Annotated in this window: 10 protein-coding genes and 1 pseudogene; 10 read left to right on the forward strand and 1 reads right to left on the reverse strand. The window is 64.9% G+C overall.

Going from position 1 to position 10,626, the window contains the following annotated elements:
- From M6689_RS03035 to M6689_RS03080, 10 genes and pseudogenes are all read left to right on the forward strand, one after another.
- A pseudogene (locus tag M6689_RS03035) lies at positions 1–287 on the forward strand (hypothetical protein); the annotation flags it as partial.
- A 67-nt stretch (positions 288–354) separates the two neighbouring features.
- Positions 355–810, forward strand: a complete 456-nt coding sequence (locus M6689_RS03040; protein ID WP_298267663.1) for a PAS domain S-box protein — start codon at positions 355–357, stop codon at positions 808–810.
- A gap of 127 nt (positions 811–937) precedes the next feature.
- Complete coding sequence (locus M6689_RS03045; RefSeq protein ID WP_298267665.1) at positions 938–1,465, forward strand: HPP family protein; 528 nt, start codon at positions 938–940, stop codon at positions 1,463–1,465.
- Positions 1,466–1,515: 50 nt separating this feature from the next.
- Positions 1,516–2,634, forward strand: coding sequence for a bifunctional molybdenum cofactor guanylyltransferase MobA/molybdopterin-guanine dinucleotide biosynthesis adaptor protein MobB (gene mobAB / locus M6689_RS03050; protein WP_298267667.1), 1,119 nt, complete (start codon positions 1,516–1,518; stop codon positions 2,632–2,634).
- A 25-nt stretch (positions 2,635–2,659) separates the two neighbouring features.
- Positions 2,660–3,640, forward strand: a complete 981-nt coding sequence (gene moaA / locus M6689_RS03055) for a GTP 3',8-cyclase MoaA (RefSeq protein WP_298267669.1) — start codon at positions 2,660–2,662, stop codon at positions 3,638–3,640.
- A gap of 20 nt (positions 3,641–3,660) precedes the next feature.
- Positions 3,661–4,101, forward strand: coding sequence for an MOSC domain-containing protein (locus M6689_RS03060; protein WP_298267671.1), 441 nt, complete (start codon positions 3,661–3,663; stop codon positions 4,099–4,101).
- A gap of 266 nt (positions 4,102–4,367) precedes the next feature.
- Entirely contained in the window at positions 4,368–4,559 is a 192-nt protein-coding gene (locus M6689_RS03065) for a hypothetical protein (RefSeq protein WP_298267674.1), read from the forward strand.
- 102 nt (positions 4,560–4,661) lie between these two features.
- A complete protein-coding gene (locus M6689_RS03070; protein ID WP_298267676.1) occupies positions 4,662–5,099 on the forward strand; it encodes a GSU0071 family protein in 438 nt (145 codons plus the stop codon).
- A 172-nt stretch (positions 5,100–5,271) separates the two neighbouring features.
- The gene (locus tag M6689_RS03075) at positions 5,272–6,978 is read left to right on the forward strand and encodes an Eco57I restriction-modification methylase domain-containing protein (RefSeq protein WP_366949721.1); all 1,707 of its coding nucleotides are present in this window, start codon (positions 5,272–5,274) and stop codon (positions 6,976–6,978) included.
- Between the two features lies 1 nt (position 6,979).
- Positions 6,980–7,717 (forward strand): PaeR7I family type II restriction endonuclease, encoded by a 738-nt coding sequence (locus M6689_RS03080; RefSeq protein ID WP_298267680.1) that lies wholly within the window; start codon positions 6,980–6,982, stop codon positions 7,715–7,717.
- A 17-nt stretch (positions 7,718–7,734) separates the two neighbouring features.
- Here the strand turns inward: M6689_RS03080 and M6689_RS03085 are convergent, their stop codons facing one another.
- The gene (locus M6689_RS03085) at positions 7,735–10,536 is read right to left on the reverse strand and encodes a phosphoenolpyruvate carboxylase (RefSeq protein WP_298267682.1); all 2,802 of its coding nucleotides are present in this window, start codon (positions 10,534–10,536) and stop codon (positions 7,735–7,737) included.
- Positions 10,537–10,626: the final 90 nt, after the last annotated feature.

Consider the following 10,626-nt stretch of genomic DNA (forward strand, 5'->3'; position numbering starts at 1 on the left):
CCGGCACGGAAACGCTGCCGGCTCCCGGCTCCCCTCCGGACGAGGCACCACCGATGAACAATCAGCATCCGCACGCTCGCATCCCCCTCTGGCGCGCCGCCGTCCAGTGGGGATTCTTCGCCTGGACGGCCGTCATCGGCATCCGCTTCGGCTTCTTCCCGGCCCTGGCGCTCCTTCTCTTCGCCGCCGGGATCGGCACCGGCATGGCGACGGGGCACTGGCAGAGCTCCCTCACCTACGACGACTACCGGCGGCTCATCCCGCTGGTCCCCTACTTAAGCCACTGAAGGGGTTCTTGATCTTCGCGAACCGCACGGTACCGTTTACCAAACACCGTCAGGAAGGAGAAAAACCATGTCCGACGAAACCACCGCCACACTCTACGCCGCCATCGCCGCAGGGGTCCCCGACGCCGTCATTTTCGCCGACCGGGAGGGGATCATCCGCCTCTGGAGCCCGGCGGCGGAACGGATGTTCGGCTTCACCGCCGCCGAGGCGGTTGGGTCCTCCCTCGACCTGATCATCCCGGAAAACCTCCGGGCCCGTCACTGGGAGGGGTACCGCCAGGTCATGGCGACCGGGGAGACCCGTTACGGCACCAAGCTCCTCACCGCCCCCGCCCTGCGCGCCGACGGCGGCCGCATCTCCACCGAGTTCTCCATGGCCCTTGTCCGGGACGCCTCCGGGGCCGTGGCGGGGAGCGGCGCCATCATCCGGGACGTGACCGAGCGCTGGCAGAAGGAAAAGGAGCTGAAGGCGCGGCTGGCGGAGCTGGAGCGGCGCTGCGGCGCCGAAGGACCGGCGCGGTAACGGGCCGGCTGCGGAAAGGATCGGAAAGATGGAATACGTGATCGCAGGACACGCCCTCTGCTGGGGGGTCATCGCGGTGCTCGCCCTGCTTAGGAAGCCGGAATGAGCCGGACGGGAGGATAGAACGGTGAAACGACGGTTCGCCCGCCTGCCGGGCAAATTGAAGGGGCGGCGCAACCGGAGCGTCCGGAAGCCGCTCTCGCTGAAATACGCCATCTGGGGGCTTCTGAGCGGCACCGCCGGGATCCTCGCCATTCTGGCGGTGACCCGCCTGGCGGGACATCCGCTTCTCATCGGCTCCTTCGGGGCGTCGGCGGTGCTCCTCTTCGGCGCCGCCGAATCCCCCCTCGCCCAGCCCCGCAACCTGGTGGGGGGACACCTCCTTTCCGCCGCCGTGGCGGTAGTGGTGGTGGCGTGCGGCGGCACCGGCTCCGCGGCCATCGCCCTGGCGGTGGGGGTGGCGACGCTTCTCATGTACCTCACCCGCACCGTCCACCCCCCGGGGGGCGCCACCGCCCTGATCGGGGTCCAGGGGCACGCGGGGGCGGCCTTCCTCCTGATGCCGGTCCTGGTCGGGGCGCTGATCCTCCTGGCGGTCGCCCTCCTGACCAACAACATCGTCCACCACCGGCACTACCCGGAACATTGGTGTTAGGGGTAAAACTCCTTTGACTCTTTCCCCCTTCCACCTTTACAATTCACTTCATGGAAGATTCGCTTCTCACCGACGTGACCGGGGTAATCCTGGTCGGCGGCCAAAGCCGCCGCATGGGGCGGGACAAGGCGCTTCTCCCCCTGGGGGGGAAGCCCTTGGTGGAGCGGGCGATCGACGCCTTCCGACAGCTCTTCGCCCGGACCCTCCTGGTGGGGGACCGGGGGGAGCGCTTTCGGGGGTTCGGCATCGAGACCGTTCCCGACATCCACCCCGGCAGCGCCCTGGGGGGCCTCCACACCGGGCTTGCCCGGGCCGGAACGCCCTACGTCTTCGTCTCGGCCTGCGACGTGCCGTGGCCCGACCCGCGGGTGATCGCGCGGCTCTGCTCCCTGCGGGGGGGGTACGACGTGGTGGTGCCCCGCACCGCCGACGGGCTCGATCCCCTCTTCGCCCTCTACGGCACCGGGTGCCTTCCGGCCATGGAGCGGATGCTCCGGGAGGGGAACTACCGGATCTTCGATTTCTACCCCGAGGTGCGGACCCGTTACGTGGAGGAGGAGGAGGAACTGGCCGATGTGGTGACGCCGGGGCGGACCTTCGTCAACGTCAACACCCCGGAGGAGTTTGAGACCATTCGACACATGGAGGAAGGGATGACGATCAGGGCGGTATCGTTCGTGGCAAAATCGGGGACAGGGAAGACGACCCTCCTCGAAAAGGTGATTGCGGAGCTGAAGGGGCGGGGGTACCGGGTGGGGGTCATCAAGCACGACGCCCACCGCTTCGACATCGACCACCCGGGGAAGGACTCCTACCGCCTGACCGCGGCCGGCGCCGACACCATGCTCATCTCCTCGCCGGAAAAGCTGGCGGTGCTGAAGAAGCACGCCGCCTCCCCCCCCATCGAGGAGCTGCTCGCCACCTACTTCGGCGACGTGGACATCGTCCTGACCGAGGGGTTCAAGAAGAGCGGCCTGCCGAAGATCGAGGTGCACCGCAGGGAACGGAGCGCCACGCTTCTCTGCCGCGGCGAGGAGCACGACCCGACCCTTCTCGCCGTGGCGAGCGACGAGCCCCTGGAGCTGGATGTCCCGGTTCTCGACCTGAACGATCCGGGAGCGGTGGCCGGGTTCGTCGAACGGACGTTCCTTTCCCCGGGGGGAGCATGATTCACGATTATCTTCGAGGAAGCCCATGGAACTAGTCGACAGTTTTGGCCGCCGGATCAACTACCTCCGCCTTTCGGTCACCGACCGCTGCAACCTTCGCTGCCGCTACTGCATGCCGGTGGAAGGGGTGGAGAAGCTGACCCACGGCGACATCCTCTCCTACGAGGAGCTCTTCCGCATCGCCCGGGCCGCCGTCGCCATCGGGGTCGAGAAGATCCGGATCACCGGCGGCGAGCCGCTGGTGCGCAAGGGGATCGTGCCGTTCCTCGCCCGGCTCGCGGCCCTTCCCGGGCTGCGGCAGCTGGTCCTCACCACCAACGGGTTGCTGCTGCCGGAGATGGCGGCGGAACTGCGCCGGGCCGGGGTGCAGCGGCTCAACATCAGCCTCGATTCCCTGAAGCCCGACACCTTCCGCGCCATCACCCGCACCGGCGACGTGACCCGCGTGCTGGCCGGCATCGACGCCGCCCTGGCCGCCGGCTTCCCCCCGCCGAAGATCAACATGGTGGTGATGCGCGGGGTGAACGACGACGAGGTGGTGGAGTTCGCACGGCTCACCCTCGACCGCCCCTTTACAGTCCGTTACATCGAGTACATGCCGGCCACCCGGGAGGAGAACTGGCAGCGGCTCTGCATCCCGGCGGGGGAGATCCTCGACCGGATCGCCACCGTCTACGGGCTGGAGCCGGTGGAGAAGGGGGCCATGGCCGGCCCGTCGCGGGATTACCGGATCCGCGGTGCCGCCGGGACCATCGGGGTCATCTCCGCCGTCTCGGGGCACTTCTGCAGCGAATGCAACCGGATCCGGATCACCTCCACCGGCATGGCCAAGAGCTGTCTCTTCTCCGACGAGGGGCTCGACCTGCGGCCGTTCCTCGGGGCCGGCGGCCAGACTCCGCTGGAGGATGCCCTGCGGCGGCTGGTGGGATGCAAGCCCGAGCGGCACGGGATGGATGCGGAGAAGGCGGAGCACCGGGCGTTCTCCATGGCGAAGGTGGGGGGATAGAAAAAACGCGAGAGGTCTTTATGCCAGCAAAAGTGATAGCGGTCTGCATCAGTGAGAAGAAGGGGGAGCGGAAGACGCCGGTGGCGAGGGTGGAGCTGCGGGAAAACCACGGCATCGTCGGCGACGCCCACGCCGGGGAGTGGCACCGGCAGGTGAGCCTCCTGGCCAAGGAGAGCATCGAGAAGATGCGGGCCATGGGGCTCGACGTCGACAACGGCGACTTCGCCGAGAACATCACCACCGAGGGGATCGACCTCCCGTCGCTCCCCGTAGGTACGCGGCTCACGGTGGGAGAGACGCTCCTGGAGGTGACCCAGATCGGCAAGGAGTGCCACACCCGCTGCGCCATTTACTACCAGGCGGGGGACTGCGTCATGCCGAAGGAAGGGATCTTCGCCCGGGTCATCACCGGCGGGGTGGTGAAGCCGGGGGACACGATTGCCGTGATTCGCGGCGGGTAACGTTACCGTTTCTACCCGCGTGTTACCTGTACGTAATACTATTTGCCTCAAGCCATTCCCTCCTGGAAGTCCCTGCCCCAAAAACCACGTAAAACCGGCCGGTTGCGGAGTCCGGATTTATTATCGTTTTGGTAAGCTCCTTGCTTACCCGGAATGACAGAGCCGCGTTCTACTGGTTGCTGGCGGCGTCAACAGATTTTTGGACGCAACTCTTCTCGTTCAGCCAAAAACTAGGGACGGTATCGAACCATTACAGGAGGTAACGTATGTGCGGCAGCAAACATCACGACAAGCATCTGTGCAGTCTGAAAAGCAGGGGCGAACTCCTTACGTCCGGCGCCGTCAGGGTGGAGTGCGGGCACTGCGGGGTGCGGGCGGACCACCCGGGAAAGGTCTGTGATCCCGTATCGCTGCCAACCATCGGATGGTTCAGCGACGGGTCCGACCTCCTCGACTAGGCCTTGTCGTCGGGGCGGGCACCAACCAACAAGGCCACTTCATTTACGGGAAGTGGCCTTTCCTTTTCCCGTCAACCCACGTGGATTCGAAGGAGAGGAGCCATGAACGCAATCGTCATCGAAGAGGCCATCGACAGGTATGTCCATGAGCGGAGGAACAGAGGGAAAGGGCCGGCGGCGACCCGATTTCTCTCCTACGCGTACCTGAAATACGGGGGGGACGACCTGGGGGAATTCATGAAAAAGGTGGAGGGGCTTTCATGCTACTACATCGACTATCTCAAGGTCATGGGGAACCCGCTGAAGGGGCCGGAACTGGCGTGGTTTCTCTCGATGCTAGCGGTGGGCGCGGTCAGCTGCTACCTGATGAATTCGGAGGAGTTCCGCCTTGCCGGCATCATGGTGTTTGCCGGCACGCTGGTGCATGCCTGGTCGCTGCTCTGCCATGCCGCCCGGCAATGGTGCGAGGCGGGGGTCATGATCGCCATCTACCGGGAGATCCTGGAGCTCGCCGCCGGTGAAGCCAGGGGAGCGGCGTAAGGTCATCCAGCCCTTCCGCCGCGTGTCGAGCGGAGCACGTCCTTACGGCCATATTCGGCGAAATGCCCCTTTTCTCACCATCCATGATTCATCTTCTCCGATTCGATGTGAGCGCTTGCAATTTGTCCTCTCGGCGGCTAAGGTGAGCGAAAATTCAACGGATTGGTCGATGATGGACGAACATAGCGTTTTCGAGCAGCTTGCCCTGTGGAATCCCCACGGCACTCACCCGAAGGAAACCCTCTCCTCGGGGAGAGAGCGTGGGGCCGTCTATACCCGCCTGGAGACGGTCGATTTCATCCTGAACCTGGTGGGCTACCTGCCTGACAGGCCCCTCCATCGATACACCCTTCTTGAGCCTTCCTTCGGGAGCGGCGATTTCCTCGTCCGGGCCGTCGAGAGGCTCGTTACGTCGTACCTCGGTGCGGGCAGTCTGGATACGGCCTTCGACGACCTGCGAAACGCGATTGTTGGAATCGAAATCGACCCCGCTGCCGCCGCAGAGACCGTAGGACGATTGACGGAATTGCTGTCGCGGTTCGGCTTCAACGTTGAACAAACCTCCTCTCTCCTCGGGGCCTGGCTCAGGAACGACGACTTTCTCCTCGCCGACATCCGGACACGGTTCGATTTTGTCGTCGGCAATCCTCCCTACGTCAGGCAGGAGCTGATTCCTGATCGATTAATGGCTGAGTACCGCTCCCGGTACGAGACGATCTACGACCGGGCAGACCTCTACATCCCCTTCATCGAAAGAAGCCTGAGTCTTCTGAAAAAAGACGGCGTCCTCGGGTTCATCTGCGCCGATCGCTGGATGAAGAACAAGTACGGCGGGCCGCTGAGGGCCCTGGTTGCCAGGGAATATCACCTGAAATACTACATCGATATGGTTGACACCCAGGCGTTTCGCGCCGACGTCACCGCTTATCCCGCCATATTCGTCATCTCCCGGGGACGTGGCGGAAAGACCAGGATTGCCCACCGGCCGCAAGTAGAGGCCTCGGTGCTGGACCAGCTTGCCTCGGTACTCACTGCGGGGGAGGGCACCGCGTCCGTTCCCGTCGTCGAGGTGGGGAACGTCATTAACGGCAGTGAGCCGTGGATTCTCGACTCACTGGATCAGTTGAACATCGTTAGAAAGCTCGAGGCGTCGTTCCCGCTGCTGGAGGATGTGGGGTGCAAGGTGGGGATTGGCGTCGCCACGGGAGCTGACAAGGCATACGTCGGGAATTTCGACGAACTGGAGGTCGAGCCCGACCGTAAGCTCCCCTTGGTGACGACGAAGGATATTGTGTCGGGCTCGGTAAAATGGCGGGGGCTTGGGGTCGTGAATCCTTTCAACGTCGACGGCACCCTCGTTGATCTCGGCAGGTATCCGAAGCTGAAGAGGTATTTTGAGGAGAGGCGTGACGTGATTGCCGGGAGGAACTGCGCCAGGAGAAATCCCCATGCGTGGTACCGGACCATCGACCGCATCTACCCTTCTCTGGCCAAGGAGAAGAAGCTGTTGATCCCGGACATCAAAGGAGAGGCCAATGTTGTCTACGAAGACGGACAATACTATCCGCATCACAACCTCTACTACATCACATCCTCCGAATGGGATCTGAGGGCGCTACAGGCGGTCCTGCGGTCGGGGATCGCACGCCTCTTCGTCGGTGTCTACTCGACCCAGATGCGAGGGGGATACTTGAGATACCAGGCGCAGTACCTGCGGCGGATCAGGCTGCCGAGATGGAAAGAGGTGCCGGAGGAACTTCGGGATAAACTGAAGGATGCGGCCCGGCGTGGGGATACTGAAGAGTGCAATCACCTCTCGTTCGACCTCTATGGGTTGAACGTCAATGAAAGGGCTGCACTAGGGGGGAACGGTAACTGATATGTCAATTGAACTGCCTGATTTTGATGCCAACATTCGCGAAGCGGTACGCGCCTTTTGGGGAAACAGAGGGGCTGCCCGCCGGAAACAGGTGGAGAGTGGGAAAGCCGATCAGGGGGAGCGCTCCTCCGTCACCGCGGGGAAGAACATGGACGGCTTTCTTTCCATAGTTCGGCAACTCGTCGCGGCAAACGGCCTCCCGGAGGCGCAGGTTCGGGTGTCCAGAAAACTCCTTACCCTGCCAGGCTATTTCCGTCCGACGAAGGTCTGGGATGTTGTGGTGATCCACGAGAAGAGGCTGGTTGCGGCACTGGAATTCAAGAGCCAGGTTGGCCCGTCCTTTGGGAACAATTTCAACAACCGCGCCGAGGAGGCGATCGGGACCGCCCACGATCTCTGGGTGGCCTTCCGGGAAGGGGCGTTCGGGGAGAGCCCGTCGCCGTTCGTCGGCTGGATGATCATGCTGGAGGACTGTGCAAAATCCCGTTCGCCAGTGAAGGACAGCTGCCCGAATTTCCCGCTGTTTCACGAGTTTCAAGGGGCCTCGTACAGCGAACGGTACAACCTTCTATGCAAAAGGCTCGTGAAGGAGCAGCTCTACACCGCTGCCGCGCTGTTGCTCTCGCCACGCTCGGGGATTGAAACGGGGGAATATTCGGACCTTTCCGAGATGACGAGCGTCAGGACCTTTTTTGCCGGGTTTGCCGCACGGGTGACGGTTGAGGCGGCGAGGAGGTAGCGAGTTGCGACTTCTTTTCACCCCGTGTTCCGCAGCCCTGCGGCAATGCCGTTGATGGTGGCCGCCAGGACGTAGTTCAGCTCATCGCTCTCTTCCCCCCTGCGCTTGCGCCGCAACAGCTCGATCTGGATCATGCTCAGGGGGTCGATGTAGGGGTTGCGCAGCCGCAGCGACGCGTTCAGGGCCGGGTTTTTCTCCAGAAGCCGCGTCTGGCCCGTGACCGCCAGGACCATCCGCCAGGTGCGCCGATACTCCTCCACGACCATGGCGAAGACCCGCTCCCGGATTCCCCCGTCGGTCACCAGCGATGCGTAGAGCCGGGCCAGGGGGAGGTCCACCTTGGTGAGGGCCAGCTCCACGTTCCTGATCAGGTCGAAGAAGAAGGGGAAGCGGCGCATCATCGACCTGAGGAGCTCCATCCGCTCCTCTCCCCGGGAGGCAAAGCGGTCGAGGGCGAAGCCGACCCCGAACCAGCCGGGGATCACGTGGCGGCTCTGCATCCAGCCGAACCCCCACGGGATGGCCCGCAGTTCCGAGAGGTCGCGGCTTCGGCTCCGGCGCACGGGGCGGGAGCCGATCTTGGCGTGCTCCAATTCCAGGACCGGGGTCGCCTGCTCGAAGTAGGGAAGGATGTCGGGATTGCCGGTGATCCGCTCCCGGTAGAAGGCGAAGGCGCTTCCCGACATCTCCTCCAGGGCCTCCTCCCACGCCGGCTCGGGCCGTGTCTCCACGAGGCCGGTGCGGGCCAGGGTCTCCAGGGAGGCGGCGACCATCAGCTCCAGGTTCCGTTTCGCGAGCGTCGGGTCGGAGTATTTCCAGTTGATGACCTCCCCCTGCTCGGTGATCTTGAGGGAGCCGGAGAACCCGTCGGCCGGCTGGGCGATGATGGCCCGGTGGGTGGGGCCCCCTCCTCTCCCCACCGTGCCGCCGCGGCCGTGGAAAAGCCGCAGGCTCACCCCGCACTCGCCGGCCACCCGCTGGAGGTCCCGGTGGGCCTTGTCGATCTCCCAGGTGCTCGTCAGCATCCCCCCGTCCTTGTTGGAGTCCGAATAGCCGAGCATCACCTCCTGCCGGCGTCCCCACGAATCGAGAAACGGCGCGTATTCGGGGGAGCACCAGAGGGTGCGGCAGATCCCGGGGGCGTTGCGCAGGTCTTCGATCGACTCGAAGAGGGGGACCGGCATCACCCCCGGATCCTTCCCGTCGGGCGAGGCGGCGACCCGCACCCCGCAGAGCTCCATGAGCCAGATGAGGGAGAGGGAGTCGCGGACCGACGAGGCGCCGCTGATCACGTAGCTTCGGATCGCCTTGGGGGAGTGGCGCCGCTTGAGCTTCGCCACGGCCCGCAGGGTGTCCAGGAGCTCGGTGGTCTCGGCCGAAGGGGGAGAAGGGAGGGGGCCAGGTCCCTGCTCGCAGGTGCCGGCGCCGGCGGCCAGTTCGGTAACGGCCCTGGCGTGGACCCGGGCGTGCTGCCTGATGTCGAGGGCGTGGAGATGGAAGCCGAAGGTCTCCACCTGCCGCAGGAGCGGGTCCACGTAACGGCGCGCCAGCCGCTCCCCCTTCCCCGCGGCGAGGCTTTCCCGCACCAGGAGGAGGTCTGCGGCGAAGGCGGCGGCATCGGGATAGGCATCGGGATGGTCCGCCCCGCTGCGGGTGCTCTGGAGCCGATAGTGGACGAAGCCGAGGAATTTCCGGTACGGCTCGCACGCCGGGTAGACCGCGGTTTCGGCGGCGGCTCCGGCCACGGTGGCGGCGTAGCGCTCCAGGGCCCCCCGGAGCTCCGCGGAGAAGGGGACCCGGCTGGTCGACGGCGTGAGGAGTTCCTTGAGCCCCTCGACCCCCTCCAGGTAGCGGGCGAGGATCATCTGCCTGGCCGATTCCAGGGCGGTTCTCGTGGCGTCGGCCGTCACGTTGGGGTTTCCGTCCCGGTCCCCGCCAATCCAGGAGCCGAAGCGGACCACGGTGGGGAAGGCCGAATCGGGGAGCTCCACCCCGTACGCCAGGCGAAAGTCCTCCGCCATCTCCTCGTAGAGTTCGGGGAGGGGGGCGATGAGGGAGCCGGGATAGTGGTCGAGCCCCATCCTGATCTCGTCGTCGACCCCCTGGGGGCGGCGGCGGACCTCGTCCGTCTGCCAGAGGGTGGTGATCTCCGCGAAGATCGCCTCCTGCCGCCGGGCGGCCTCGTCGCCGGTCAGGGGGAGGAGGTCGAGCCCCGCCAGCTCCCGCGCGACGCGGCGCCGCTTGAAGAGGACCACCCGCCGCGCCACCTCCGTCGGATGGGCGGTGAAGACCGGCACGACCTCCACCTGCCGCAGGAGGCGGAGGGCTTCTTCCGCGCCGATCCCCGCAGCCCGCATCCGCATCAGGGTGCCGAGCATGGAGCCGGGCTTCACGGGGGCGTCCGGGGAAAGCTGCCTGGCCCGGCGCCTCCGCATCCGGTGGTTGGTCTCCGCCAGGTTGGTGAGCTCGAAGAAGGTCCCGAACGCCTTCACGATCTGGTAGGCATCGGCCACGGTCATGGTCCCCACGATCCGGACCGCCCGCTCCTGGAGCTCCTGTTCGGCGGGATTGTCGAGACCCGCCTCCTCCTGGTCGACGAGGGCCCGGTGGCTGATGGCCAGCCGGCGGAGTTCCTCCTCGGCATCGTAGGTTGCCTCTCCCGCCTGCTCCTTTATCACCTCCCCCAGGAGACGCCCGAGAGAGCGGACATCGCGCCGCAGCGGGATATCCTTCAGTGCCGGGTCCAGGGTCATCAGCTCGTTCAGCCGCGCGGCCTGATCGTCCACCTTCCAGAAGAGTTCACGATTTGGATTTGTCATGATTCATCTCCAAAACGGCAGAAAGTAATTCTTTGTCACATTAACTTACAAATGACTTCTTGCCACCTTCTTTCCCCCTCCCAACCTCCC

Source organism: Geobacter sp., from assembly GCF_027327745.1.
Lineage (GTDB): Bacteria > Desulfobacterota > Desulfuromonadia > Geobacterales > Geobacteraceae > Geobacter.

Bases quoted from the DNA above. Each gene is read 5' to 3' on its own strand.
- M6689_RS03040 (WP_298267663.1), top strand. From the start codon at position 355: ATGTCCGACGAAACCACCGCCACACTCTACGCCGCCATCGCCGCAGGG.
- mobAB (WP_298267667.1), top strand. From the start codon at position 1,516: ATGGAAGATTCGCTTCTCACCGACGTGACCGGGGTAATCCTGGTCGGC.
- moaA (WP_298267669.1), top strand. From the start codon at position 2,660: ATGGAACTAGTCGACAGTTTTGGCCGCCGGATCAACTACCTCCGCCTT.
- M6689_RS03060 (WP_298267671.1), top strand. From the start codon at position 3,661: ATGCCAGCAAAAGTGATAGCGGTCTGCATCAGTGAGAAGAAGGGGGAG.
- M6689_RS03065 (WP_298267674.1), top strand. From the start codon at position 4,368: ATGTGCGGCAGCAAACATCACGACAAGCATCTGTGCAGTCTGAAAAGC.
- M6689_RS03070 (WP_298267676.1), top strand. From the start codon at position 4,662: ATGAACGCAATCGTCATCGAAGAGGCCATCGACAGGTATGTCCATGAG.
- M6689_RS03075 (WP_366949721.1), top strand. From the start codon at position 5,272: ATGGACGAACATAGCGTTTTCGAGCAGCTTGCCCTGTGGAATCCCCAC.
- M6689_RS03080 (WP_298267680.1), top strand. From the start codon at position 6,980: ATGTCAATTGAACTGCCTGATTTTGATGCCAACATTCGCGAAGCGGTA.
- M6689_RS03085 (WP_298267682.1), bottom strand. From the start codon at position 10,536: ATGACAAATCCAAATCGTGAACTCTTCTGGAAGGTGGACGATCAGGCC.